The sequence below is a fragment of the Dorea sp. D27 genome (assembly GCF_001185345.1).
GTDB lineage: Bacteria > Bacillota > Clostridia > Lachnospirales > Lachnospiraceae > Extibacter.
On record NZ_KQ236743.1, the window covers coordinates 1,224,881 to 1,251,708 of the forward strand.

Below are 26,828 nucleotides of genomic sequence, written 5' to 3' on the forward strand. Positions count from 1 at the left end.
CTCAAGCATTCTTTTATTAGCCTTTGGCCAGCAGGCCAAAAGCCTGTCCCACCGTCTTTTCAATATCTATCGTATCAGAGATCCTGTCTGTTTTCCCACACTTTTCAAGATGGACAAGATATTCAATATTACCTTCCGGCCCTTTGATAGGAGAAAAATCCAGATTCAGCACGGCAAATCCTATGGACATCGCATAACGGATTACTTTGCCAATCACCTCGATGTGCGTGTCTGGATCTCTCACAACTCCTTTTTTTCCGACTTTGTCTCTTCCCGCCTCAAACTGAGGCTTGATGAGGGCGACAATCTGTCCATCGTCCAAAAGATAATTACGGATAGGCTCCAGCACCTTTGTCAAAGAGATAAAGGACACATCGATGGATGAAAACGCTATCGGATCACCGATGTCTTCCGGCGTCACATACCGGATATTCGTCTTCTCCATGCAGACGACCCTAGAGTCTTGTCTGAGCTTCCAGTCGAGCTGCCCCCTTCCGACATCGATGGCATATACTTTCACCGCGCCGTTTTGAAGCATACAGTCCGTGAAGCCGCCGGTGGAAGACCCGACATCCGTACAGACCCTGCCATTTACGCTCACATCAAAGTGCTGAAGTGCCTTCTCGAGCTTCAGCCCACCCCTGCTCACATACGGAAGCGTGCTGCCTCTCACCTCTATCTGAACCTCTTCCGGAAATGTAGTGCCGGCCTTGTCTTCCCGCTGGCCCTCCACAAACACGCTGCCCGACATAATAATTGCCTTCGCCTTCTCCCTGGACGCCGCCAGGTTCCTCTTTACAAGTAATACATCCAACCGTTCTTTCATATACCTTCTGCAACTCCCGTGTATGCTTCTATGATACGCTCCGCTATCGACTGCCCGTCGATTCCCGTCTCCTTGCGCAGTACGTCGATATTGCCGTGTTCCACATAATCGTCCGGCAGAGCGGCCGTCAGCACGCGAAGAGGAATCTGCCTCCTGGATACGGACTCGAGGACGCGTTCGCCAAAGCCCCCGCTTTTAACATTTTCTTCTATCGTGACGAGCATTCTGTGCTTCCTGCCAAGCTTCTCCACCATCTCTTCGTCCAGAGGCTTCACGAACCTTGCATTGACAAGCGTGCACCGGTACCCCTGCTCTTTCAGCGCCTTCCATACGCCCACGGCTTCCTCGAACATATGTCCCACACTCATGATTGCTATGTCTTCTTCTTCATATATCATCTCGCTCCTGCCATATACGACGGGCTCACGGAATTCTTCGTACCGGTCATAGGCTGTCCCTCTTGGGTAACGTACCGCTATAGGGCCGTCATACGAGACCGCAAAACGCAGCATATCAGCCAGCTCCCACTTATGCTTCGGCGACATGACGACCATATTCGGTATGCTGCTCAGATAAGAAAGGTCAAATACTCCCTGATGCGTCTCACCGTCATTTCCGACGAGCCCTGCCCTGTCAACCGCAAATACGACCGGCAGATTCTGGAGCGCGACATCATGGATGATCTGGTCATAGGCTCTCTGGAGAAAAGAAGAATAAACCGCAAATACCGGCTTTACCCCTCCCGCCGCCAGGCCCGCAGCAAATGTCACGCCGTGGGCCTCCGCGATTCCAACATCGAAGAACCTCTTCCGGAACATTCTTCGGAACCTGTCAAGCCCGGTGCCGTCCGCCATGGCTGCTGTTATGGCAGCCACATCCGGATTGTGCGCCGCTATGTCACAGATTACCTTTCCAAATACGTCCGTGTAAGTATCCTTCTTCTTATCTGACAGCACGTCTCCCGTCTCGATATCAAAAGGTCCTATTCCATGGAATTTCTCCGGGAATTCCTCTGCGGGGCCATAGCCCTTCCCTTTTTCCGTCAGGACATGAAGAAGTACAGGACCGTTAATCTTACCTGCCTCTTTAAGCGCCTTGCACAAAAGAGGCAGATTATGTCCCGGCACCGGCCCCAGATATGTGATTCCCATATCTTCAAAAAACATTCCCGGAACAACGAGCTGTTTGATGCTGCTCTTCGTCCTGCGGATCTTTTCAATCACAGAGTCCCCCACGACGGGCACTTTGTGAAGCGTGTTCGTAACCCCTCTCTTCAGACCGGTATAGAAATCTGCCGTACGCAGCTTCGCCAGATACTTCGACATGCCACCGACATTTTCGGATATGGACATGTGGTTATCATTGAGCACGATGATAAAGTTCGTCTTCAGATGTGAAGCATTGTTCAGCGCCTCATAGGCCATGCCTCCAGTCAGCGAACCGTCGCCGATGACGGAGATGACACTATAGTCCTCTCCCCTGATGTCCCTCGCCTCTACATAGCCGAGGCCGGCTGAGATGGATGTGGAGCTGTGGCCGGTGTCAAAGGCGTCACATTCACTTTCCTTCCGCTTCGGAAAGCCGCTCATCCCCCCATATTTGCGCAGCTCATCAAAACCGGCCTTCCGCCCGGTGAGCAGCTTATGCGTATAGGACTGATGTCCCACGTCCCAGATAATCTTATCTTTCGGAAGATCGAACATCAGGTGCATGGCCATCGTCAGCTCCACCACCCCAAGGTTGGACGCAAGATGTCCTCCCGTTTTGCTGATCTTCTCTATGAGAAACCGGCGGATCTCGCCGGACAGCTCATATAGTTCCTCTATATCAAGCTCTTTGATATCGTTTTCCTTCTGTATGCGTTCTAACATAATCAGGCACCCTCTCTATTTGTCCCTGTGGATCAGCTGCATGAGCAGCTGCTCCAGATAGGCATTCTCACCCGGAAGCTGGTGCAGCAGCCCTACCGCCTTCTGTGACAGCTCTTCCACGATCTTAGCCGCCTCCTCTATTCCAAGCAGCGTGACATACGTCGTCTTTTCATTCTTTTCATCACTGTGCACCGGTTTGCCGAGCACCTCGGACGAGCTCACCACATCCAGGATATCATCCTGTATCTGAAACGCGATTCCGACATTTCTTGCTATCTGTTCTACCGCCTTTACTTCCTCCTCTGATGCTCCTCCCAATATAGCACCGATCATCATGGCACTTTCGATAAGAGCAGCAGTCTTAAGCTCATAAATCGTATCAAGCACTTCTTTAGCTATCTTGTGCCCCGTCTCTTTGACATCGATTACCTGGCCGCCTATCATTCCGTAGATGCCGGCCTTCTCCCCGAGCACGCCAAGCGCTCTTCCTATGAGCAGGCTGTCCTCCGGCTCCGTGACGAAAGCCTTGAACGCTGTCTCAAATGCATAATTCAGCAGAGCATCCCCTGCCAGGATGCCCATATCTTCCCCGTAGACTATATGGGTCGTCCTGCGTCCTCTCCGATACTCGTCATTGTCCATGGCCGGCAGATCGTCATGTACGAGAGAATACGTGTGAATCATCTCAATCGATGCCATGAACGGCTCCAGCGCCTTCGACTTGCCGTCAAACAGGTCATACGTCTCTTTCATGAGCATAGGACGAAGCCGTTTCCCGCCCGCAAGCAGGCTGTAAGACATCGCCTCCATGATAATGCTCTGGTACCCTTTCTGCTTCGGAAGGAAGTTCTGAAGCATCGTCTCTATCTCCTGCACCTTGCGTGCACTCTTCCTAGTAAAATCATTTTTAGAAGTCATGCGTCTCTCCCTCTTCGTCCAGGACGAGCATCTGTTTCTCAATCTTATCCACTTTATCGCTGCATCTTTTCAGCATGTCCATGCCGCTGTGATACAGTCGGAAGGAATCCTCAAGCGATACGTCTTCTGCTTCCAGCCCTTTTATCACTTCCTCCAGCTCCCCGAAGATTTCATTCAACGTCTGGTCCTTCCTCTCCTTCTCTGCTTTAGCCATGTTCCTCCTCCTTCACCTCGTCCACGACCGCTCGTATGATACCGTCTGTCACATAGATGGACAGCCTGTCGTCCTTTTTCACGTCCCGGATAGTCTTAACCGCTCTGCCGGCCGTACTCTGCACATAAGAATAGCCCTGGTTCAGCTTGCCGACCGGCGACAGCCCTTTCATCGTCTCCACATTTACGGCAAGCCGGTGTCTGGCTTCCATAAGCTTACTCTGCATGAAGGCGCGAAGCCTGTCCTCCATATCGGACAGCCACTGCTGCTGCTCTCTGAGCTTATGCTCCGGGTGCAGATACTTGAGCTTCGTCTGGTATTCCCTCGTCCGCAGCCTTTCCATCTGGATTTTCTGCCTCATAAGCCGGGACAGCCGCACCTTGGCTTCTGCAAGTTCACCGCTCAGCTTCCTGTAATCATATACCGCCAGCTCCGCCGCGGCCGACGGAGTAGGCGCTCTAAGGTCCGCCACATAATCGGCTATCGTCGTATCCGTCTCATGCCCTACCGCAGATATGACCGGTACAGGACAGTCGAAGATCGCCCGCGCCACTTCTTCTTCGTTGAATGCCCATAAGTCTTCAATCGAGCCGCCGCCCCGGCCGACAATCATCACATCCACTCCGGCCTGCTGGAGCATCCGGATGCCGCGTACGATGCTCTCTTTCGCACCCTCTCCCTGTACCTGTGCAGGGTACAGGATAAGCTGTACATATGGATTGCGCCGCCTGGCGATGTTCATGATATCCCTCACCGCGGCACCGGTCGGTGCGGTGACAACCCCGATTCTCTGTGCATAGTCCGGAATCGGCTTCTTATATTCCGAAGCAAACATACCCATCTCTTCCAGCTCATGCTTCAGCATCTGGAACTTCTCATACAGGACACCCTCTCCGTCGAGACGAATCTCTTTTGCATAGAGCTGATAGGAACCGCTTCTCTCGTACACGTTCACTGCCCCCATAACAATCACCTGCTGACCTTCGCTCATACGAAAAGAGAGTCCGCCTCGCTGCCCTGCAAACATGACACAGGCAATCGTTCCAGACTCATCCTTTAACGAAAAATATATATGTCCCGAAGTGTGATATTTACAATTAGAGACTTCACCCTTCACATAAATGCGGCCGAGCATGTAGTCCTGGGTAAACATATTTTTAATGTATGCGTTCACTTGCTTTACTGTATATACATTCTGCATCGTCCACTTACTCCCGGTTAATCAGCCAGCTTGGCAAGCACGCCATTGACAAACGCGGGCCCCTCTTCGCCGCTGTATTTCTTCGCAAGCTCTACCGCCTCATCGATGGCGACTCCGGTCGGTACATCCTCATCCCATTTCATCTCATATACGGCGAGCCGCAGGATGGTGAGGTCAACCTTGTTCATCCTGCCTGTCTTCCAGCCCGTGGCATGCGCATTGATAAGGCTGTCGATCTCTTCTGTCCTTGCCGCAATTTTTCGGGATTTGCCACTGATGTATTCTAAGTCTTCTTCTCCGGCACTCTCAAGCTGTCTTGTATAGAGTGCAAGCTGTTCCGGCATCTCCTCTTCTTTGCAGAAATCCATGCAGAACACTATCTTGAAGATATGTTCTCTCAACTGTGTTCTTTTCACTTATGCTTCCTCCGGCATCTGCACTCCGGCCACGCGGATATTGACATCGGCCACGTCAAGCCCTGTCATGTTTTCGATTGCAGTCTTTACCTTGTCCTGTACCTTGCCTGTAACGTCTTTGATGCTGTATCCGTACTTCAGGTTCAGAGCGAGGCTTACCGTCACGATTCCCTCCAGCACATCCACCTTCACGCCTTTGGAAAGAGACTTCATGCCAAGCTTCCCTATCAGCTCTCTCGTGGCATTGCCCGCCATGGACGCCACGCCTTCCACCTCCATGGCAGCGAGGCCTGCGATGATTGCCACTACTTCATCGGCAATCTTCACTTCGCCCAGATTCTCATCTGCTCTTATCGTATATGCATCTCTCTCTTCTTTTCCCATAATCCATAAACCTCCTGTCTGGTTTTCCGCTTCTTTTTATTATAACAAATTTGCACTTATTTGCAAACTATATTGATCATTTACAGCTGAACAAGCATGCTTAGCGGCCAAATTCGGACAGAATCAGCCCTTCGTTGCGCTCCTGCGTCATGCGTATGCTCCATTCGTTGACGAACAAAAGCAGCGGCCGGTCTCTTAAGTCCTTGACCTTCTTCATGTCTGATGTCCCCGTCAGCTTCGCCATATCTACATCCTCATTTTCAATCCAGCGGATATATTCGTATGGAAGGCTGTCCATGCGGATTTCTACATTGTATTCGTTCTCAAGCCTGTACTTGAGCACATCAAACTGCAGCACTCCGACGACCCCTACGATAATCTCTTCCATACCCGTATTATATTCCTGGAATATCTGGATAGCGCCTTCCTGGGCAATCTGGCTGATTCCTTTGATAAACTGCTTACGCTTCATCGTATCCACCTGACGCACCCGTGCAAAATGTTCTGGCGCGAACGTCGGTATGCCTTCATATGCAAAACGTTCCGCGGATGCGGTCAGCGTATCTCCGATAGAGAAGATACCCGGGTCGAACACACCAATGATATCTCCGCCGTAGGCTTTATCGATTATCTTGCGTTCGCTTGCCATCATCTGCTGCGGCTGAGAAAGACGGACCTTCCGGCCTCCCTGCATATGGTATACTTCCATGCCTGCCTCGAACTCCCCGGAGCAGATACGCATAAACGCAATCCTGTCACGGTGCGCTTTATTCATATTCGCCTGAATCTTAAAGACAAACGCCGAGAAATCTGGCTCCTCCATCGGGTCTATCCCCCCTTTGTCCGCATTCCTCGGAAGCGGTGGGGATGTCATCTTAAGAAAATGCCGAAGAAATGTCTCGACACCGAAGTTCGTAAGAGCGGAACCGAAAAACACAGGCGAGAGCTCTCCCCGGCTCACAAGCTCCTGATCAAATTCCGCACCGGCACCGTCCTGCAGCTCAATCTCCTCTTCCAGCTGCACTCTCTGGGAATCCTCTATGAGCCATGCGATCTCCGGGTCATTGAACTTTACTTTCCGCACTTCACCATGTGTCGTCCCCTTCTTCGTGTCAGAAAACAGCTCCACTTCCTTTTCCGCACGGTCGTACACTCCTTTGAAGTTCTTCCCGGAGCCTATCGGCCAGTTGACCGGGCAGGTGGCGATTCCAAGCTCTTGTTCGATATCATCCAGAAGCTCAAACGTATCCATGGCTTCCCGGTCCATCTTATTGATAAATGTAAATATCGGGATATGACGCATCGTACAGACTTTAAACAGCTTTCTCGTCTGTGCCTCCACGCCCTTTGACGCGTCTATGACCATAACGGCTGAATCAGCAGCCATAAGCGTCCGGTAAGTGTCCTCCGAGAAATCCTGATGTCCCGGCGTATCCAGTATGTTGATGCAGTATCCGTCGTAATTGAACTGGAGTACAGACGAGGTGACCGAGATTCCCCTCTCCTTCTCGATTTCCATCCAGTCAGAAACCGCATGTTTCGAGGTCGCTTTCCCTTTCACGCTTCCGGCTGTGTTGATTGCTCCGCCATACAAGAGAAACTTTTCCGTAAGCGTAGTCTTGCCCGCGTCCGGATGTGAGATGATTGCAAACGTCCGTCTCTTTTTTATCTCATTTTTAATTTCATTGCTAATCTGTGGCATATAAACACTCCTAATTTTAATCCGTTCCATATAGATATATCGTAAGTATATCCCATTCAAACACCATTAGTCAGTATAACATACCCGCTTTTGATCTACAATTGAAATTTTCCGCTTCTTTCCTAAGATACGGACAGCAAAATGGCATAGCCATGACCGGCTATGCCTCATGCTGCGGCAATATGTGTTATTACCATGCCACCGGCTATTTGCCGTCAGAGCGTACCGGTGTTATGACTATGTTCTGGGCGTCTATTCCCGTCTTGCGGGATACTATGTCTTCAATCTGTGCCCTGTTCGCATCGCTCAATTCTTCCGCGTTGACGACGACGTCAGCACTTTCTGCCGTAAGGCTTACAACCGCCTCGTTAAATCCCTTGGATGCCAGAAGGGTCTCAGCTGCCGCTTCTTTTTCTGCCAGATCCGTCATCTGAACCATCTGGTTCACAGCATCTTTTTTCTGCTCGTCGCTCAGCTTGTCATTGTCGATAATCTCCATGAGAGATTCCTTGTTTTTGGCACGCACCTGTTCTCTTGTCACTTTTGCCTCGGCTACTACCGCACTGGCGTCACCGTTTGTGAGAACAGCCTCTCCGGGAGTGCCGTCTACGCTGCCGTCTTTCCCTTCGCTGTCACTGTCCTGGCTCTGGATGTCTCCCGACGCGCTTGCCAGGTCCTCATCTGAGATGTCCAGAAGCTCTTTATTAGCCAGCTCTCCACTCGTCTCTGTGGTCTTATCCTTGTCATTGAATAGTCTGCCGGAATAGTTCAGATATCCTGCAGCGGCAATCATAACAGCAAGAGCAGCAATAATCACCTGGTTTTTCCTAAATATTCGTTTCACTGTTCACCCTCCTAATTCACCACTTCTTTTAATTCTTCTTCATTATCTTAATTTTATGCGTGTCTATGCCAAATAATGCTTGAACCGCCTCAGTTATATTCTGAACGACGACCGCATTGTTCCCGCCCGATGCCAGCACTACCACCCCCTCCACCTGCGGGCTTATCTCTTTGCTTATATAAGGAGACCCGTCCTGAGAGCTGCCGCCGTCGTATACGGTCGTCTCACCGCGGGTCGAATTCTGTGTCGTCCTGCTGCCGCCCTGGCTGTCCGACTCCGTCACCGACTCCGACTCTCCCTCTACATCCTTCTCCACCACCTTCTCAGAAGAAGTTTTGAGCGTAATCATCACCTTCACGTCACCTACCCCCGCCATCTGCGACAGCACTTCCTCCAGATGTGCCTCCATATCCCGCGCGTAGGAATCTCTCGCGGCATCCGAGCCGGACGAGGCCGTATCTGCGCTTCCCGACCGGCTGCTGCCCTTCTCCCTGCTTCCGGAGCCGGACGGGATGGCAATCACGAGCAGCAGTATGCCGGCCAGTAGTATGATGAGAATCTGGTCTTTCTTAAGCTTTCCTCCAGGAATCAGCTCCTTGAGCTTCACCATCCATTTCTTTTTATCTTCCAACATGAATCTCCTCCACTTCTACCGTTCCCTTTCCGGCGTCCTCATCTTCTTCCTCTTCCTCTCTCGTGCCAAGATAATCGGATGCATCTACATCCTCCAGATATCTTGTGGAATCTTCTATCCGTTCTATCTCTTCTTTATAGGCTTCGTTGTTATATACGTCTGCCAGCCTCTCATCCATTCCAAAAATTTTGAATATCGGTGTCGCAAGCATCAGTATGAGCACGAGCCCTGTAAAGAACCGTATGTACTTCTTGTAGCCCGTATTGGGAAGCACCTGTACGGCCGCCATGACTAGCACCATATAAAATGCGATATTCTGGATCCATTCATATAAATACTGAAACATAATGCCTCCTTACACTCCGCTCGTCACTGCCGACACGATGGCTATCGTCAGGAGGAACAAAAGCCCGACCGTAAATACGACCCGCATCAGTATCTGGCATCCGTCCCCGACGCTCTCTACACATCCCACGATCCGTTTGTCTGACACCGGCTGGATCAGAGCCGCCACAAGCTTATACATGATGACGACGATGCCGGTTTGAATCAGAGGAGCGACGCAGAGCGCGATGCAGATGACTGCCCCTGTCATCCCGATGCCGTTCTTTACGAGGACTGCCGTCCCGAGCACGACTTCGGTCACGCCTCCTATGGCATCCCCTATCCCGGGAATCGCCTCGGCTCCCCGCGTGACGACGCTCCGTTTTACCGTGTCGATGGCAGGACTTATGAGTCCCTGTATCACATTCAGACCTATGATGCACGCGAGCAGCGTCTTGAGCGTCCATACGATGACAACCTGCAGCAGCTCCGCCAGCTTGCTCAGATAATCTTCTGACGACAGATAATTGATCACCTTGACCATGATATATATGTGGACAGCCGGAAGCAGAAAATTCACAATCACCATTTCAACGAGATATATGAGAAACAGCACAAGGTTGAAAAATGCGATGGACGTCACGCTCCCTTTGGCAATTGCAACAGCCAGAAAGTAAAGCGGACAGAATACGCCCATAAACGAGGTCAGATTTTCGATTCCGCCCTCCACCCAGTCTATGACGATTTCAAACGAATTCAGGCAGAGCGCGATCAAAAGCAGGTACAGCATATAAAAGCTCACCTCTGATATCTGCCTGTTCTGGAATACGTTGGAAAAGTTCGTAAACACGGCCGCGATAATGGCAATAAGCAGGATATGTATGAGATTGGATTTATTGCTGCGCACTACATAGGTAAGCTGATCTGACACGAGCCTGTTCAGCAGGTCCGCCGACAGGGACATGTCCCCGGATATGACAGCCATAAGCGTCTCTTTAAAATCGAGCCGCTCTTCCGGAAACAGTTCGTTCAGAGAGTCATCGATTTCATCAAAATCAAACTGGCTGATAATCTGCTTCTCGACCACTCCCGGATCTTCCTGCTCCTCACTGCCGGCCTCTCCCTCTTCCTTCTTAACCGTACCTTCCTGCCCGTCCTGGCTGTCCTGGGCCTGTACTTCTTTTATGCTGCCGGTACCGGCCAGGCCGGAGGCTGACAGCAGCAGCACAGCGATAACTATATATATGCATTTTTTCATGACAGAAATTCCTTTATCGTCTCGAGCAGAGCCATCAGAACCGGCATACTCAGCACGAGCACCGCCAGCTTCCCGAATATCTCTATCTGCACTGCAATCGTCTGGTAACCTGCATCCTTGCATATGCCGGAGGAAAACTCTGCTACATATGTGATGCCGAGCATCTTGATCAGCGTCCCGATGTAGGCAGTGTCCATATTGATATAGCTGCCGATCGTCCGCATCATATCTACGATGATGTTCAGCCTGCTGATGATGCAGAAAAAGATGAACAGGCTCAGTACCACGCTGATATAGATACCATATTCTGATTTGCCGCTTTTGAACTGTATGGCAAGCAGCGTCCCTACCACACCTATGACTCCTATCTGAACCATATTCATAAGGCAACCCCTCTTTATTTATTTAAAGTGAAAATAATTTCTTGATCGACTCGAACAGATCGTAGATATACGGTACGATCCAAAACAGCACGAGAAGCAGTCCTGCAAGGCTTGTCAGAAAAGCCTGCTCTTCCCTGCCGCTGTGCTTCAATACCTGGCTCAGTACCGATACCAGTATCCCGACAGCCGCAATTTTAAATATCAGATTAACACTCATACACGCCTCCTCTATACAAGCAGGACTGTCAGAAATATGCCGCCCATGACTCCAAGGCAGCGGCATAATCTCATCTTCGTCCTCATTCCTTCTCTTTTTTCCGACATGGAAACAGCCAGCTGTTCCTGATAAAGCTCCAGCGTCTTGACCTGCATATCCATGTCTGCCGCCCCAAGTCTTCCCCCAAGGGCCGCCAGTCTTTTTCTCTCTTCCTCCGGGAGCCCGGCTTCTGACAGATATGCTTCCGTCCCGCTCTCCCATATATCTGAGAACATTCCGCCTTCTCTGCTGTCCATGCTCCTGCTCATCTGCGCAAGCCAGCCTGCATACGGTTCCCGGACCTGTTCCTTGATATGTAGGAACGCCTCTCCGAGATAAGCTCTACTGTATCGTATCTCGCTCTGCAGCAGATAGATGATCTGCTGCAGATACTGCATCTGCCTGTACTCATCCTGAATTCCGGAGGCTGCCCTCATCCCCATCAGCGTTGTTCCCGCAATGAGCAGCAGTCCGCCTGCTATCTTCAACATCACTGGCTACACCTCTTGTCCCGCCGGCTGTTCTTCATACAGAAGCGTTCCCCGGCCGTCATATATTCCTTCTATCTGTCCGGGATGCAGATGGCTGCCAAGCACGATGTACCGTTCAAACCGTTTTTCCTGTACGAGCCTGCCAAGCAGCGGCTTCTTCCTGATCTCCTCCATGGAGGCGCCGTGTATGCTGGCAAGCATCTTGCATCCGCAGTGCATTGCATATTCGACAGCATGTACATCTTCCGCGGCCCCGATTTCATCTACCGCCAGCACCTCAGGGCTCATGGACCGTATGAGCATTATCATGCCTTCTGCCTTAGGGCAGCAGTCCAGTACGTCCGTGCGCATCCCGAGATGATTCTGAGCCACCCCCATATAACAGCCTCCGATTTCAGAGCGCTCATCCACCACTCCGACCGACATCCCCCTCACCCACGCATTTCCGTCTGATATCTGGCGTATCATATCTCTTAGAAGCGTTGTCTTACCACACCTGGGGGGGCGATATGACGAGCGTATGGCACAGTTGCCTGTTGCATGAGACATACGGGAATACTGCATCCGCACATCCAATCACTTCATGTGCAATCCGCAGATTTACGGAAGATACGTATTTGATGTTTTTTACTTTTCCGTCCTCTATGATCGCCTGTCCGGTCATTCCCACTCTGTGTCCTCCTTCAATCGTTATGAAACCCTGTTTCATCTCCTGTTCATATGCGTACAGCGAATAGTTGCTGATATATCCCATCATCTCTCTGATATCCTCCTTTGTAACAATGTAGGGTCCGCCACGCCCCGGCCCTGTCATAAGCTCATCTCCCCGGTAAACCATAAGAAGCGGCTTGCCTGTCCTCAGTCTGATCTCCTGCAGATAGTCGAACTGGAGCTGTTCTTCTTCGATGAGCCGGCGTACTTTCATGGGCAGCACCTTCAATATCCTGTCTCTTTGCATCTTTGTCCACCTCTTTACACAATATATGTACAGCCTTTCAATTTATTACCAAATATGTTACAATCTTAATGCCCTCAGAGGGCAGAGGATTCGTACCTTTACCGGCTGGGGGCATTCAGACTAAAGATAAAGAGAGGTTCTCATATTATGATTGCTGTTTTTCTTGCTCCGGTCTATATACTTCTGAACATATATGTATTCCGCTGGCTCATCCGCTGGATGAGCGCCTGCACCCACCATTTCAAAAAGCGTCCGGTCCGCGCTGCTGTGCTCGTCGTCTACAGCTTCTTTGCCCTTTCCATCCTCATATCCTTTTTCTGGCCTGTGAGATGGCTCAAGACGCTCACGAACATCTGGTTTGGAACGGTGTGCTACATCCTGCTGACCGTAGCTGCAGCCGACCTTATCCGCATCATGCTGAAATATATTATCAAAGTCGACCGGCAGCGGCTCTCATCCCGCCGGACTTTCGTCGCGGCCGGCGCGGTATGCATCGCAGCCATATTGTCCGTCAGCGTATACGGCTTCCTGAATGGGAAACATATCCGTACGACAGAATATGACGTGTCGATAGATAAAGATGCCGGTAATATCCATTCCATGAAAGTCGTGCTGACCGCTGACCTGCATCTTGGATACAACACCGGTAATCATGAGATGAAGCAGATGGTGCAGAAGATAAACGCGCAAAATCCCGATCTCGTCGTCATAGCCGGCGACTTCTTCGACAATGACTTCGATGCCCTGGATGACCCGGACAAAATAGCAGCGACGCTGCGGGGCATCAAAAGCTCCTATGGCGTATATGCCTGCTATGGCAATCACGATGTACAGGAGAAGATTCTTGCCGGCTTCACGTTCAACCATGACGAGAAGAAAGTAAGTGACCCGCGGATGGACCGGTTCCTCACAGACTCCGGCATCACCCTGCTCAGGGACGAGGGGATATTGATCGAGGATTACTTCTACCTGTATGGCAGGGCCGATGAAGAGAGGCCCGGCAGAGGAATCGATGTACGCAGGACTGCGGAAGAGCTGACAGAAGGTATGGATTTGGACAAGCCTGTCATCGTCATCGACCATGAGCCGAAGGAACTGGATGCGCTTGCACGAGCGGGGGTGGATCTGGATCTGTGCGGTCATACGCACGACGGACAGATGTTCCCCGGCAATGTAACGATAAAGCTTATGTGGGAAAATGCATACGGATACTTGAAGAAAGGTAAGATGCACAATATTGTCACCTCCGGTGTCGGCGTATTCGGTCCGAATATGAGGGTCGGCACGAAGAGTGAAATATGCGCCATAAATGTATCCTTCCGATAGAAGAGACCTGCCGCTTAAAGCGGCAGGTCTCTTCTGCTGAATCTTTCTATGCCTGCAGCCATCAGTACAATTCCCGCCCCATACAGGGCTGCGCACATCAGCCATGCCTGGCCGTCCCCCGCGCTCAGACCGTCGATATCGAACAACGTCAGAGGGGTAGCATATTTCAGGCTTTCAAACTTCTCTCCCACCCTTGATATCATCTGCAGCAGCAGGGAGTATACTACGACAGCCGTACTTATGGCGGAAGCATTCTTCGATTCATTGCAGAAGCAGGAGGCACACATGCCTGCACCGCCGAAGAATACGAGCAGTCCCAGAAGGCCTGTGTTGAGCCGCAGGAATGCTTTCATATCCATCTCTCCGGGAAACAGCACTTCGCTGACGATAAGAATCAGGCCGGTCGCAAACCCTACCATGATGACAAGGCACAACAGAAGGAACAGCGCCTGCGTCAGCATAATCTTCCATCTCTTCACCGGAGCCGCCAGCAGATATGCCATGGAGCCGTTGTCTACATAACGTGCCGCCAGCCTGTTTGCCAGAATTATGATAAAGACGCCTGGGAACGCGACATACAGCACGCCATACAGATAGCTTGATACGAATTCAAGCAGGGTGGCTCCCACATTTGTCATTCCGAATGCCGCGAACATGCCTGGCATGCTGTCTGCCATCGCCCGGAGGCCGTCCCCCATCTTTGGGTCGAACATCATGGTAATCATGCTGCCGTACATGCCGAGCACCGCCAGAAAGATGGCGAGCAGTATCCAGTTGGATTTGATCTCTTTTTTAAATAACGTCGTATTCATTATTCCGCCGCCCCCTCTCCGTAGAAATGCAGGAAGAATTCTTCCAGGCTCTGCGTACGCACGTTCAGATCCGTCACCGTATACGTACCGGCTTGTTTTACAAAGGAATCCAGATTCCGTCCGACTCGCGCAGTCACTGTCCTGGACCCGTCCTGGCATACCGCCTTCGGAAAAGCGGAAGCAAAATCTGCCGCCATCGCAGCCGCCAGAAAGGTAATCTCCACCGTCTTCTGCCTGCCCTCTCTCAGCTTATCCATATCTTCCACCGCGACAAGCCTGCCGTCACGGATGATTGCCGCCCGGTCGCAGGTACGCTCGACTTCCTCGAACATGTGAGAAGACATGAGGATTGTCCTGCCTCGTTCCTTTTCCGCAAGTATCAGTTCCACGAACCGGTTCTGCATGAGCGGATCCAGGCCGCTCGTCGGCTCATCAAGAATCAGGATATCCGCCCCCGTGTCCATGAAGGCGCAGACGATGCCTATCTTCTGCTTCATCCCTTTGGACATCTTTTTCAACTTCCCCGACGCGTTCAGTTCGAACAGCTCCATAAGCTCGTGTGCCCGATCCATCCCCTTCATCTTCTTCATCTTCGCCACAAATCTTATGAACTCCATACCGTTCATAGAATCTATGAATGCAATCTCTCCCGGAAGATACCCGACTGATTTCTGAATCTTATCCGCTTTTTTAAAACAGTCCATCCCCTGGATTGACAGACTTCCGCTGTCAGGTTTGATGAACCCCATGAGCTGGCGGATCGTCGTAGTCTTGCCTGCCCCGTTAGGACCGAGGAAGCCGAGGACTTCTCCCTTCTCTACAGAGAAGCTCACATCAAAGACTCCGCGTCCTCTCCCATAGTCTTTTGTTATATTGCTGATCTCAATCACGCCCATCCAAGTATTCCTCCTTATATACGAGCTTTCTAAACATATCCATCCATCGGTCAAACTCCTCCAGCAGCATATCCACATACATCGGTTTTCCCGACATCCTAAGATCATGCAGGTAGCCGTCCGCCATCCATATGAGCATCTTCATCACCATATATGGTTCTACATCTTCCTTGAACTTATAGGCGTCGATATTGCCAAAATACATTTGATACATTACTTCTATCTGGGATAGGTTGATCTGCTTCAACTCGTCAGACACATCTTCCTTCTCTGAATAGAACGCCCGCATGGCGAAGTCCGTTATGTACGGATTCTTGTTCAGCACTTTCACCTTCTTTTGGGATGCATAGGAAAGCAGTCCGAAGAAATCGGTTATCTCATTAAATTTCTTATCCACCACCTGTTCCTTCATCACATCCATCACATAGCCATACAGGTATAGATACAACTCCTTCTTATTATGAAAATAATAAAACAGAAGCCCTTTGGACACACCCGCCTTCGACGCTATCAAGTCCGTGGAGGCACGTTTGTACTCATTCTGGGAGAACACCTCCATGGCCGCATTGATGATGCTTTGCCGCTTCTCTTCCGAAAGCGTATAAAACTTCTCATTCATCTTCTCACCCCTTACATTGTCCAGACCGGTTTGACCGCTTCGGTCATCCCTTATCTATAACAATACCCTATTGACTATATTTTACAACCCCTTGCCGCAAAAGTTTCAAGATAAAGCAAAAGGGCCAGACCCCTCTACAAGGTCTGTCCCTTTCGCATAGGGGTCTGTCCCTGCTTGAAGGGGTCTGTCCCCTTTCTACCATAGGGGTCTGTCCCCTATGCGATGATGTCTAGCAGCCCGCGCATATCTTTTATGATAAAGTCTGCTCCTGCCTCATTATATATGGCTTCTGCCCTTCTGCACCGTTCCAGCTTTCCGCTGTCATCCAGTGCCTCATATTCTGTCCGGGAGAGTCCCATGACGGAACTCCCTTCCACAATCCCGACTGTCGTTACGCCTGCGTTTTTCCCTTCCTTGATATCTGCCACCGTATCGCCTACTTTGATGACGCCGCTGACGGAAGACGCCTGGAGGGTCTCCATATTGCGGAAAATCATGTACGGATATGGCCTTCCCATATTCTTGACAGAATTCGGGCTGACCCACATATCCGGCACATAGCCATCTGCTCTTGCGGCAGGGACTACGATTTCCATCATCTCATCCGTATAGCCTGTCGTGGAGCCGATTTTGATTCCCAACGACCTGAGCTCTTCCACGACCTCCAGAACGTACGGTTTGACTTCGGCAAATTGTGGAAGGATTTCAAGCGTCCGCCGCTCCATATTCTTGTAGACAGCCTCCACATCCTCCTCGTTCCACCCCCGACCCTGGCATTCTTTCCAGAGACCGGATATCCTCGGCATCTCAAGCATCGTGCGGATATGGTCTATCTTAAGCATCCCCATCGGCTTTCTCACTTCTTCCATCGCAGGCTCTATCCCGTACGTCCGGAATGCTTCTACGAACGCCTGCACCGGTGCAAAGCATCCGTAATCGACCGTCGTCCCGGCCCAGTCAAATATCACCAATTCCGTCTTCTGCATTATTCTGTCACCTCCAATCCATGTTCCTGAAAGAACTGCCGGAAAATATCTGCAAGCTTTATGATATCCGTCTCATATATCTCACCGATATTGCCGATGCGGAACGTATCCGCCTCTGTCACCTTGCCCGGATAGATGGCGTAGCCTCTCTCTTTGATATAATCATACATCTCCTGAAAGGAAAAGCTGCTGCTTTCCGGATAATAAAATGTAGTAATTATCGGACCTTGATTCTTCTCGTCTATATAAGGCTTCACTCCAAATTCCTTCATCTTTTTAATGAGAAGCCGGTTACTGCGTGCATAACGCTTTGCCCTGGCGGGTATGCCGCCTTCCTCCTCCAGCTCTTTTAACGCCTTGGAGAAGGCGAGCACCACATGTGTCGGTGATGTGAACCGCCATTTCCCATCCTTATCCATCGTCTTCCATTGGTCATACAGGTCGAGCGACAGGCTCCTGGCCTTGCCCCGGCTCTCCATGAGCTTGTCTTTTCTGCAGATGACAAAGGAAAATCCCGGTACGCCCTGGATGCACTTGTTGGCGCTGCTGACGAGAAAATCGATTCCAATCTTCTCTACATCCATGTCTACGCCCCCAAAGCTTGACATGGCATCGACAATGAACGTTTTCCCCTCTGCTTTTACTACTTTCGCTACTGCTTCTATATCATTCAGTATTCCCGACGTCGTCTCGCTGTGCACCATGGCAACATGCGTAATGTAAGCATCGTCCTTCAGCATCCGCTGAACAGCATCCGACGAAGGAACCTTGTCGTAATGCTCACGATACACGGTATAAGATAGCCCGCTGTGGTCTGCAATATCCGTCATCCGCTCACCATAAGCCCCGTTGGCCACGATGAGAAGCTTCTCATCCTTGCCGATGATGCTGGTCAGGACAGACTCTACGCCGAATGTACCGCTCCCCTGCATGAGCACAACCGTATGATCCTCTTCCTCCACATGTGCCAGAGACAGCAGCTCTCTCCTGATATCAAGCGTGATTTTCTTATAATCGTCATCCCATGTACAATGGTCAAACAGCATTTCTCCTTTCACCGACTCTGTCGTCGTGAGCGGACCTGGTGTCAAAAGTTTATAATCATTCATTTTCTTGTTCCCTCTCTTTAATGTCCTTTTTCTATTTGCATTCTTCAGATAGTGCCTGATGCTTTTCCAGCAGGTCAACAGACAGCTTCTCGGAAAATACTTTTGGATTGCCTGATTGATTGGCATCGTCAGCCTTTTCTCCGTCATAGAGTGGAATCGGATATGTCTCAAGCAGCTCTTCCCTTCCATATTTGATAATACATTCTGCCATTTCCATCGACAGGTCTTTTTTACCGCTGTCTTTCTCTACGACAGCCACAGACTCTGTAAGTGTAAAGTTGCCTTCTGAGGGGTCTGCGTAATCAATAGGAAGCCCTTCTTCTTTATCCGCTACGGCCTGATGCCTGAGTCCAAATCCGATTGCCACTTCTCCCGCACGTACCTTCTTGATCGGTCCAGATCCGGAATCTTCGATATGCGCTCCTGCATTGGCATAGATATCTGTAAGAATACCCTTTGCCCCATCCTCGCCATATTCATTTACGATCGCCTGGATCAGCAGCCAAGCCGTAGATGAACTCTGGATGTCTGTCACGGAAATCATATCCTTGTAAACCGGATCTGCAAGGTCTTTGATTGATCCAGGAACTGGCAGGTCATTTTCCTTCAGCATCTCGGTGTTATAGATAATCGCCCCTTCCTGTGCCGTAATCGGCGTATAATAGGCTGGATATTCCTCCATCGCCCCTGTCTCAAATGTGAGATCTGCAAACATCTCATGTTCTTTCTGTGCGCTTTCCAGATAGAAAGAGCTCATGGTAATCAGGTCCGCCTCGATGTCATTTCCCTCTGCAAGCAGCTTGCCGCCCAGTTCAGACGTACCGAAGGTCTGTACGATGTATTTCCCTTCAAAGCCATGATTATCGAGGGCGTTCTTCATAGCTTCTACAGCCTCGTCGTCTGCGTTTGTATATAACACCACCTCGTTGTCTGCCGCCTCTGCCTTATTTTTGCACCCTGTGAGCGTCATGCCGGATAAAAGCCCCAGAGCCAGCACCACAATTAATATTCTTTTTATTCTCTTCATGTTCAACTCTCCTTCTCTCTTTCCATTTTTGGCCTGCAAGCAGGCGGATTATCAGCTTGGCTGCCAGATTGGTAAACAATATGAGCAGCGATAGTACAAATATCTCGTTAAACTTTGCAAAATGCTGTAGTTCTTTGATCTTCGTCGTTATGACCATCGTCCTGGCACCGGCAAGGAAGATCACTGCACTTACCGTCACCATTGCATTGATAAAATAGTAGCCAAAGACTTCAACCAGGGTGGACAAGGCATTTGGCGTCACAATCCTGGCTAGCGTCTTAAGCCAGCTGTCTCCCATGAGCTTTGCCGTCTTTTCCCAGGACAGATTCATCTTTGCCAGAGAATTCTTCATCATCATGTAAGGTGTGGCAAAGAAATGTATCAGGTTGCAGAGGATAAGTATGGCAAATGTGCTCTGCAGGCTGCTTCCAGTAAACGCCAGCATAAATGCTATGCCGAGCACCATGCCCGGTAACGTGTTCGTCACCGAGGCAATGCCCTCTATCACGCCTTTGAATCTGCTTGAAATCGTGCTTCTTGCCGTCACGACCGCCGCTCCGTATGCGAGCAGCGTGCCGAGCACCGCTGTAGCTGCGGCCACATACAGGGAATTCCCATACACTGCCGTGAGCGCGCTGTCTGCGAACACGTTCCGGACATTGTCCAGCGTAAAGCTCATATCATAAGGCCATCCTTTGACAAATGGCACGATGAAGATTACTGCAAACACCGCGGCGACGAACAGCAAGACGGCAGACGTAACAGCGGCACATGCCGTATCCCTCACTTTGTTCTTCTTGATCTCTATCTCTGACAGCTTGCTGTAACGAATATTGTAGCGTTCCAGATAATGAATGATCCATATGCTGACGACAGACGGCAGCAGCATTACCATCGCCACGACCGCTCCGTTCTGGAAGTTCGGTACGCTTCCCAGCATCTCTTTATACAGCACGACTGCCACGACTTCAAACCGTCCCCCAACAGACGCCGGTATGCCGAAGTCTGTAAAACAGAGGAAGAAGCATTGTATAAAAGAAACGGCCAGAGTTCCGACCAGCGGCCGTGCCACCGTCCCAAGGAAGGAAGACAGCGCATCGTCTCCCATCACGCGGGATACGACCATGAATTTCCTGTCTATATATCCCATCGTATTGTGGATGAGCATGAACGCAACCGGAAGCGTATAGATGACATAGCCGATGAGCAAGCCTGCAATACCGTATATGTCAAACAGCTGTCGTCCGAGCAGCTTCGTAAACAGCCCCTGCTTCCCGAAGGAATAGATAATAGCAAATCCGTACGTGATTGTCGGCAGCAGCATGGGCAGCACGGCCAGCGTCCGCACCCCTTTCTTAAATGTGCGGCTAACGTTCGTATAATTTACCGTATAGGCCAGCACGAACGCCAGACATGTCGTAATGACCGATCCCCCTGCGGATATGGCAAAACTGTTGCGAAGCGCTCTGGCAAATCCTTTCGTCCCGAACACTTCCGCGTAGTTCTGGAAGGAAAAGCCACTTTCTCCCCTAAAAGATTCCACAAGAAGCAGGATGGCCGGGTATGCAAGAAAAGCCGCAAACATTATACAAACCAATAGCCAGATAATCCTGGCTTCTGTATTCTTTTTCCTGACCATGGCTTACCCCGCCTGCCATGCAGGCTCAGAGACGAGAGGACCGTCAAACAGAGAAAATATATTATTTCTTTTGATTTCAAGCTGGTTCAATATAAATTCCTTCACAAAACTGTTGCCAGGGCGGCTGATGATTTCTTCCGGCCTCCCGTACTGTGAGATGGCCCCTTCATTGACTATAAGCACACGGTCCGATAATGTCAGCGCTTCTTCCGGGTCATGGGTCACGATAATAGTCGTCAGATTATACTCTTTGGCTATCGTCTTGATTCTGTCTTTGATGGATTCTTTTATCACTCCGTCCAGTGCGCTGAGTGGTTCATCCAGCAATAATATCTTCGGCTTCATCACCATCGTCCTTGCGAGTGCCACACGCTGTTTCTGTCCACCGGAGAGCTGATCTATGCGTTTGTCCAGATGTTCCCGCAGCCCGAGCAAATCGATAAGCTCCTCCACCTCCTCTTTCGACGAGATGTCCGGCTTATTGCGGAGGCCATATGTAATGTTCTTATATGCGTTCAGATGGGGAAACAGCGCATAGTCCTGAAATACGATATTGAAGCCCCTCTCTTCCATCGGCGTCTTCGTAAGGTCATTTCCGTCATACACAATCCTCCCCCCGTCCACGTCCGTAAGTCCAAGAATCAGGTTTAAAAGCGTCGTCTTGCCGCTGCCTGACGGACCAAGGATGGATACGATCTCGCCCTTCTCGATCTCCAGGCTGATATCTTTTAGTACAGGCACGCCGTCAAATGATTTACTGATATTTTCTAATCTCAACATTACCTTTATAACTCCTTTCATATGTCACTTAGCACATGGACCACTTTACAGCATGAACCCCACTGATATGATGAGATCTGTGTTAAACTTACGTAAAAATGGGAGTTTAGTGAAGTTGACGCCGCTGGGAAGGCAGGGGCATCTGCTGCGATGCGTCCGGGACTGCGACTATCACACAGATTCCTAAGCCTGTGGAATGTTCGCCGATAGCGGCTCACACCCCACGGGCCAAGGAATCTGGTGAGGATTCTCCGCCCCTTCCGCTTATACCTTCGCATCTGTCCCATACCTCCCCGGCGGCTATCTACTTTACTGGCACGGGCGGGGGTGGCTGTGTGGCGCTGTCGGCTAACGGTAGGGCATTGCTATGTAAGCATAGTGATATAGGGCTTAGCAAGCTAAAGCCCTTTGATGAAAAGAAATCCTAATATAAGAAGAGCCGGAATCAGGTACGGGGATGTGATATGATACCCCTGCCTGGTTCCGGCTCTTCTTGCAGCAACGACGTGCACGCCTCGCTGCAGTCGCTATACAACGACTAATTTGTTCTCTATGCTGCACATGTTAAGCTTGTAATATTTTCACTCATCTCACGCAGCCAGCGGTCATCCGCTGGCCAGTAACGCCACACAGCCGCCCTCGCCCTTGTTAGTGAAGCAGATGCCACCCGGCTCCCTGTCCGCGGTCTGGCTTCATAGCATTCCTCCTATATAAAAGGTATATACCTTTTTCTACTCGTAATCTTTTATGTCCCTTCCTGCATATCGCTGGCCGAAGTAGCCCACTGCAGATCCAGCAGCCACTGCACCATCCAATCTTCGGGCCTGTCACTATCGGTAAATAAAGCATCCATGACATTCATGCCGCTTTCCAGCGGATCTGCCAGCATTCGGCTTGCCGCCGCTACTATCTTGGGATTTCGGGGACGGCTTGCGAAAAAGTAGTTAAACACAGGCTTTGGGAAATCCATGAGCGTACTCTGGAACAGGTTCCAGTCCTCCTGGGTTATACCAGATCTGGCCAGCTCCGGGGGCATAGGGCCGAACCTGCCATCCCTTTTCTGCCGTTCATATGCCTGGCTGTTCTGCACCTGTACTCCGGCAAGCGGTATCGTACCGTCACTGTCACGGTGGTACAGAGGTTCTGACAGATCCACCGAACCGGCGCCGATATCCGTATCCATATAAATGCCGCCATGTATGCTGCCTGCCACTCTTGCCATGTATCCAGGTCCAGCCATATCGGTTATCTTTGTCATGCCCGACAGCAGTTCGCCTGCGTCCATGACCCTGACTCCACTTGCTCTCAGTTGTTCCAGCTGGCCCTCCAGCCCGTCTGCCCTCAACTGATTGATGTCCCTCACGGTCCAGAGGATCTGCTTCCATTTTTCCTTCCAGAGTTTCCGCCTGTCCGACCGGTTCTGGTCATTGATTCTTTCCTGCATTGCCAAGATGTTCCCGAAGGACTGCCTGCTCATCGCTCCGCCGGCCCAGAACCTGTGTATGATCTTTGGATAACAGGTTCCCGTCTCTGTCCCGCGTGCATCTCCAGCCTTCTGCTTCTACCGGTGTGCTTGCTCTTCTGTTCGTATTGGTACATATCATCCGCCTCCGCCGTTGCCTGCGGCCTAGTACCTATGCGTACTCTTCTTCTACCGCCTTCACCATCTCATACAGTTTCCTGTTGGCAGGCGCCGGTATGCCATGCCTTTCGCACACAGGGATGACTGTCCCTGCAAACATCTCTACTTCTGATGGCCGTCTTGCTACTCTGTCCTGTGCCATCGACGGATAGCCGTCCGGATCCAGCTTCTTCAGAAGGCCTACGTAGAACTCCAGGTCCTCTTCTCCAAGTGCTATCCCCTCTGCATTCGCGGCAGATATCACTTCACGCATGGCCTGAAGCATCATGTCGTGGGCCTCCCCCGGCTTCAGCACGCCTTCATATGTCGTACCATATGCCATGCAGGTCTGGTTCACACCGACATTCAGCATGAACTTGCCCCAGATTCTGTGCATGATGTCTTTATCTGTCGTATATGGCATACCGATGCTTTCAAAATAAGCTGCCACCTGCTCTACATTGCGCTCTTGCATCTTCTCCCTGCTTCCGATGCACAGCTCGCCCATCTGCGTATACTTGAGCCTGTTTCCTGCCTTCATGGCATCCATGCCCTGGGCTACGGTATAAATCAGCTTTTCGCTCCCGTATGTTCCCGCTATGATATCCTCGCTGCTTATTCCATTCATGACAGACATGATAATCGTATCCTTCCCGATACAGTTCTTCATCGTCTGTATGGCAGACTTGATGCCATTGTACTTGACAGCCACGATTACAAGGTCTGCCGCATCTGCCTTTTCCTCATCCACCATAGAAAATACCTGTTCCCTGCCGTTACAGACAACCGGCTTATCCTGGTATCTTAAAAGCCGCTCCTCGTTCATGACGAATGACACGTCACCGCCGTGTTCCTTAATATAGTCTGCATACATGACGCCGAGGGCGCCCATCCCTACGATATATACTTTCATCTTGCATATCCTCCTTCTGGATTATGATGTCTGCTTATGGCAAGCAGGCCCTTTATGTAAAGAAAACCACAGAAACAGTTCCCTGTATTCTGTGGTTCTTCCTGCATCTATTTTGCGACATCTTTCATGCTGAAAGAGATACGTCCCATCTTGTCCTTGCCAAGGCACACGACCGTGACAATATCACCAAGCGTCAGTACGTCTTCTACATGATTGATCCTCTCCTTTGAAATCTTGGAAATATGAACCATGCCTTCTTTGCCCGGTGCAAATTCGAGAAAAGCGCCAAACTCTTTGATGCTGACTACCTTTCCTTCGAGAATCTGTCCGGCCTCAAAGTCCGTGACGATAATTTCAACGAGCCGCTTCGCCTCAGCCATGCTGTCTGCTTCCACGCCGCAGATGGAGACTGCGCCGTCATCCGTAATGTCAATCTTGACGCCTGTCTGCTCTATAATCGCATTGATTGTCTTACCGCGCTGGCCCACTACATCGCCAATCTTCTGCGGATCGATCTGCATCTGGATAATCTTTGGTGCATATGGACCCACCTCTGCCCTCGGCTCGGCAATCGTCTTATTCATCACTTCGTCCAGGATAAACGTTCTTGCTTTCTTCGTCGTCGCGATAGCTTCTTCAATTATCGGTCTTGTCAGGCCATGGATCTTGATGTCCATCTGGATAGCCGTGATACCTTTATGCGTTCCCGCAACTTTGAAGTCCATGTCGCCGAAAAAGTCCTCCAGCCCCTGGATATCGGTCAATACAAGATAGTCATCATCCGTGTCTCCTGTCACAAGTCCCGCCGAGATGCCTGCAACGGCAGCCTTGATTGGGACACCGGCAGCCATGAGGGACATGGAGGACGCACAGATGCTCGCCTGGGACGTGGAGCCGTTCGATTCAAATGTCTCCGAAACCGTACGGATAGCGTAAGGAAATTCTGTCTCGCTCGGCAGCACAGGTATGAGCGCTCGCTCGGCCAGCGCCCCGTGACCGATTTCACGGCGGCCGGGTCCTCTTGACGGTCTTGTCTCGCCGACGGAGTATGATGGGAAATTATAATGATGCATATATCTCTTGGATGTCTCTGCCTCATCCAGTCCGTCCAGCCTCTGCGCTTCCGCCAGCGGCGCCAGTGTCGTGACGGTACATATCTGTGTCTGTCCGCGTGTGAACATGGCAGAACCATGTACTCTCGGAATCAGGTCGGTCTCTGCCGCAAGCGGCCTAATCTCATCGATAGCTCTGCCGTCCGGACGCTTGTGATCTTTTAAAATCATCTTGCGGACCGTCTTCTTCTGGTACTGGTATACTGCTTCACCGAGCACCTCCAGCCACTCTTCCTTGTCTGCAAATGCTTCTTCTAACTTATCTGTGATGACACGGATATTTCCCTCACGTGTCTGTTTGTCATCCGTAAATACCGCCTCTTCCATCTCTTGTGGAGGAACGAGTTCCTTTATCGCATCGAACAGTTCCGCCGGAACTGCACAGCTTTCATATGAATGCTTCGGCTTACCGCACTCAGCTACGATAGTATCGATGAATGCAATCACCTTCTGGTTCAGCTCATGCGCCGCAAAGATGGCTTCAAGCATCTTGTCTTCCGGAACCTCGCTGGCACCGGCTTCGATCATGATTACTTTATCTTTTGTGGACGCCACGGTGAGCGCCATATCGGAAGCTTCCTTCTGGGCAGCAGTCGGGTTGAATACGAGCCCGCCGTCCACAAGTCCTACCTGAGTCGTAGATATCGGTCCGTCAAACGGAATGTCTGAAATCGTCGTAGCAATCGCCGCACCAATCATGGCCGTCAGCTCTGGGCTGCAGTCCTGATCCACTGACATGACAAGGTTTTCAAGCGTCACGTCATTACGGTAATCCTTTGGAAACAGAGGACGCATCGGACGGTCGATGACACGGCATGTGAGTACCGCATTTTCGGAAGCCTTTCCCTCTCTCTTGTTAAACCCTCCCGGAATCTTGCCTACAGAATACAATCTCTCATTATATTCCACGCTTAACGGGAAGAAGTCGATTCCCTCCCTCGGCTTTTCAGAAGCCGTGGCTGTACAGAGTACCGTCGTATCTCCGTAGTGCATGAATACTGCTCCGTTGGCCTGCTTTGCAACCCTGTCCACATCAACGCGGAGTGTCCTTCCGGCCAGTTCCATCTCAAATTTCTTATACATATTGTTCTCCTTTTATCTCATACCTTATTGAACATCAGCGGTTCAACAAGTATACATTTCTGTGTGACAGGAGACGCCGAAACTACTGAAAAACATACTTTCAGTTAAAAATATACTTTTCAGTGGTCTCGGATCTGTCAATCCTGTCCACAATCTATGATATTATATCACACTTGCCGTAATTGCGCCACTGCTTTTTCTCTTTTCCACAAATCAACTTTTTCC

28 protein-coding genes and 1 pseudogene are annotated in these 26,828 nt (G+C 50.6%); 1 reads left to right on the forward strand and 28 read right to left on the reverse strand.

Annotated elements, in window-relative coordinates; translation table 11 throughout:
• Positions 1-16: 16 nt before the first annotated feature.
• The 16 genes and pseudogenes from HMPREF0980_RS05760 to spoIIIAA form a co-directional block, all read right to left on the reverse strand.
• On the reverse strand, positions 17-826 hold the full coding sequence (locus HMPREF0980_RS05760) for a TlyA family RNA methyltransferase (protein ID WP_049728132.1): 810 nt from the start codon (positions 824-826) through the stop codon (positions 17-19).
• Positions 823-2,697 (reverse strand): 1-deoxy-D-xylulose-5-phosphate synthase, encoded by a 1,875-nt coding sequence (gene dxs / locus HMPREF0980_RS05765; protein WP_049728133.1) that lies wholly within the window; start codon positions 2,695-2,697, stop codon positions 823-825. Before dxs ends, HMPREF0980_RS05760 begins: the two co-directional genes overlap by 4 nt.
• 15 nt (positions 2,698-2,712) lie before the next feature.
• Positions 2,713-3,615, reverse strand: coding sequence for a polyprenyl synthetase family protein (locus tag HMPREF0980_RS05770; protein WP_049728134.1), 903 nt, complete (start codon positions 3,613-3,615; stop codon positions 2,713-2,715).
• Positions 3,605-3,829 (reverse strand): exodeoxyribonuclease VII small subunit, encoded by a 225-nt coding sequence (xseB, locus tag HMPREF0980_RS05775; protein ID WP_049728135.1) that lies wholly within the window; start codon positions 3,827-3,829, stop codon positions 3,605-3,607. The genes HMPREF0980_RS05770 and xseB overlap by 11 nt, the downstream gene beginning before the upstream one ends.
• Positions 3,822-5,030, reverse strand: a complete 1,209-nt coding sequence (gene xseA / locus HMPREF0980_RS05780; protein ID WP_049728136.1) for an exodeoxyribonuclease VII large subunit — start codon at positions 5,028-5,030, stop codon at positions 3,822-3,824. Before xseA ends, xseB begins: the two co-directional genes overlap by 8 nt.
• A gap of 17 nt (positions 5,031-5,047) precedes the next feature.
• Positions 5,048-5,446: a transcription antitermination factor NusB gene (gene nusB, locus HMPREF0980_RS05785; protein WP_049728137.1), complete on the reverse strand. Its 399-nt coding sequence runs from the start codon at positions 5,444-5,446 to the stop codon at positions 5,048-5,050.
• Positions 5,447-5,830 carry an Asp23/Gls24 family envelope stress response protein gene (locus tag HMPREF0980_RS05790; protein ID WP_049728138.1) on the reverse strand — a complete coding sequence of 128 codons (384 nt, stop codon included), beginning with the start codon at positions 5,828-5,830 and terminating at the stop codon, positions 5,447-5,449.
• 100 nt (positions 5,831-5,930) lie between these two features.
• Positions 5,931-7,532, reverse strand: coding sequence for a peptide chain release factor 3 (locus HMPREF0980_RS05795; RefSeq protein WP_049728139.1), 1,602 nt, complete (start codon positions 7,530-7,532; stop codon positions 5,931-5,933).
• Positions 7,533-7,737: 205 nt separating this feature from the next.
• Complete coding sequence (locus HMPREF0980_RS05800) at positions 7,738-8,376, reverse strand: SpoIIIAH-like family protein (protein WP_049728140.1); 639 nt, start codon at positions 8,374-8,376, stop codon at positions 7,738-7,740.
• A 28-nt stretch (positions 8,377-8,404) separates the two neighbouring features.
• Positions 8,405-9,010, reverse strand: a complete 606-nt coding sequence (locus tag HMPREF0980_RS05805) for a stage III sporulation protein AG (protein ID WP_049728141.1) — start codon at positions 9,008-9,010, stop codon at positions 8,405-8,407.
• Positions 8,997-9,356 (reverse strand): stage III sporulation protein AF, encoded by a 360-nt coding sequence (locus HMPREF0980_RS05810; RefSeq protein ID WP_049728142.1) that lies wholly within the window; start codon positions 9,354-9,356, stop codon positions 8,997-8,999. Before HMPREF0980_RS05810 ends, HMPREF0980_RS05805 begins: the two co-directional genes overlap by 14 nt.
• A gap of 9 nt (positions 9,357-9,365) precedes the next feature.
• The gene (locus HMPREF0980_RS05815; RefSeq protein WP_049728143.1) at positions 9,366-10,592 is read right to left on the reverse strand and encodes a stage III sporulation protein AE; all 1,227 of its coding nucleotides are present in this window, start codon (positions 10,590-10,592) and stop codon (positions 9,366-9,368) included.
• A complete protein-coding gene (spoIIIAD, locus tag HMPREF0980_RS05820; protein ID WP_049728144.1) occupies positions 10,589-10,975 on the reverse strand; it encodes a stage III sporulation protein AD in 387 nt (128 codons plus the stop codon). The genes HMPREF0980_RS05815 and spoIIIAD overlap by 4 nt, the downstream gene beginning before the upstream one ends.
• Positions 10,976-10,997: 22 nt before the next feature.
• On the reverse strand, positions 10,998-11,192 hold the full coding sequence (gene spoIIIAC, locus HMPREF0980_RS05825; protein ID WP_049728145.1) for a stage III sporulation protein AC: 195 nt from the start codon (positions 11,190-11,192) through the stop codon (positions 10,998-11,000).
• Between the two features lie 11 nt (positions 11,193-11,203).
• The gene (locus tag HMPREF0980_RS05830; protein WP_049728146.1) at positions 11,204-11,722 is read right to left on the reverse strand and encodes a stage III sporulation protein AB; all 519 of its coding nucleotides are present in this window, start codon (positions 11,720-11,722) and stop codon (positions 11,204-11,206) included.
• Positions 11,723-11,728: 6 nt separating this feature from the next.
• A pseudogene (spoIIIAA, locus tag HMPREF0980_RS19905) lies at positions 11,729-12,680 on the reverse strand (stage III sporulation protein AA).
• A gap of 147 nt (positions 12,681-12,827) precedes the next feature.
• Between spoIIIAA and HMPREF0980_RS05840 the strand changes: the two are divergent.
• The gene (locus HMPREF0980_RS05840; RefSeq protein ID WP_049728147.1) at positions 12,828-14,006 is read left to right on the forward strand and encodes a metallophosphoesterase; all 1,179 of its coding nucleotides are present in this window, start codon (positions 12,828-12,830) and stop codon (positions 14,004-14,006) included.
• A gap of 14 nt (positions 14,007-14,020) precedes the next feature.
• Here the strand turns inward: HMPREF0980_RS05840 and HMPREF0980_RS05845 are convergent, their stop codons facing one another.
• From HMPREF0980_RS05845 to HMPREF0980_RS05900, 12 genes are all read right to left on the reverse strand, one after another.
• Positions 14,021-14,818, reverse strand: a complete 798-nt coding sequence (locus HMPREF0980_RS05845) for an ABC transporter permease (protein WP_198146171.1) — start codon at positions 14,816-14,818, stop codon at positions 14,021-14,023.
• The gene (locus HMPREF0980_RS05850; protein WP_049728148.1) at positions 14,818-15,714 is read right to left on the reverse strand and encodes an ABC transporter ATP-binding protein; all 897 of its coding nucleotides are present in this window, start codon (positions 15,712-15,714) and stop codon (positions 14,818-14,820) included. Before HMPREF0980_RS05850 ends, HMPREF0980_RS05845 begins: the two co-directional genes overlap by 1 nt.
• Entirely contained in the window at positions 15,701-16,333 is a 633-nt protein-coding gene (locus HMPREF0980_RS05855) for a TetR/AcrR family transcriptional regulator (protein ID WP_049728149.1), read from the reverse strand. The genes HMPREF0980_RS05850 and HMPREF0980_RS05855 overlap by 14 nt, the downstream gene beginning before the upstream one ends.
• A 215-nt stretch (positions 16,334-16,548) precedes the next feature.
• Positions 16,549-17,319 (reverse strand): phosphonoacetaldehyde hydrolase, encoded by a 771-nt coding sequence (gene phnX / locus HMPREF0980_RS05860; protein ID WP_049728150.1) that lies wholly within the window; start codon positions 17,317-17,319, stop codon positions 16,549-16,551.
• On the reverse strand, positions 17,319-18,428 hold the full coding sequence (locus HMPREF0980_RS05865; protein WP_049728151.1) for a 2-aminoethylphosphonate--pyruvate transaminase: 1,110 nt from the start codon (positions 18,426-18,428) through the stop codon (positions 17,319-17,321). The genes phnX and HMPREF0980_RS05865 overlap by 1 nt, the downstream gene beginning before the upstream one ends.
• 31 nt (positions 18,429-18,459) lie before the next feature.
• Positions 18,460-19,455: an extracellular solute-binding protein gene (locus HMPREF0980_RS05870; protein ID WP_049728152.1), complete on the reverse strand. Its 996-nt coding sequence runs from the start codon at positions 19,453-19,455 to the stop codon at positions 18,460-18,462.
• Positions 19,373-21,094, reverse strand: a complete 1,722-nt coding sequence (locus HMPREF0980_RS05875; RefSeq protein WP_084002658.1) for an ABC transporter permease subunit — start codon at positions 21,092-21,094, stop codon at positions 19,373-19,375. Before HMPREF0980_RS05875 ends, HMPREF0980_RS05870 begins: the two co-directional genes overlap by 83 nt.
• A gap of 3 nt (positions 21,095-21,097) precedes the next feature.
• The gene (locus HMPREF0980_RS05880; RefSeq protein WP_049728153.1) at positions 21,098-21,874 is read right to left on the reverse strand and encodes an ABC transporter ATP-binding protein; all 777 of its coding nucleotides are present in this window, start codon (positions 21,872-21,874) and stop codon (positions 21,098-21,100) included.
• 745 nt (positions 21,875-22,619) lie between these two features.
• Positions 22,620-23,318 carry a hypothetical protein gene (locus HMPREF0980_RS05885; protein ID WP_049728154.1) on the reverse strand — a complete coding sequence of 233 codons (699 nt, stop codon included), beginning with the start codon at positions 23,316-23,318 and terminating at the stop codon, positions 22,620-22,622.
• Positions 23,299-23,478 (reverse strand): hypothetical protein, encoded by a 180-nt coding sequence (locus tag HMPREF0980_RS05890; protein ID WP_049728155.1) that lies wholly within the window; start codon positions 23,476-23,478, stop codon positions 23,299-23,301. The genes HMPREF0980_RS05885 and HMPREF0980_RS05890 overlap by 20 nt, the downstream gene beginning before the upstream one ends.
• A 30-nt stretch (positions 23,479-23,508) precedes the next feature.
• Complete coding sequence (locus HMPREF0980_RS05895) at positions 23,509-24,408, reverse strand: ketopantoate reductase family protein (protein ID WP_049728156.1); 900 nt, start codon at positions 24,406-24,408, stop codon at positions 23,509-23,511.
• A gap of 107 nt (positions 24,409-24,515) precedes the next feature.
• On the reverse strand, positions 24,516-26,603 hold the full coding sequence (locus HMPREF0980_RS05900; protein ID WP_049728157.1) for a polyribonucleotide nucleotidyltransferase: 2,088 nt from the start codon (positions 26,601-26,603) through the stop codon (positions 24,516-24,518).
• Positions 26,604-26,828 lie beyond the last annotated feature (225 nt).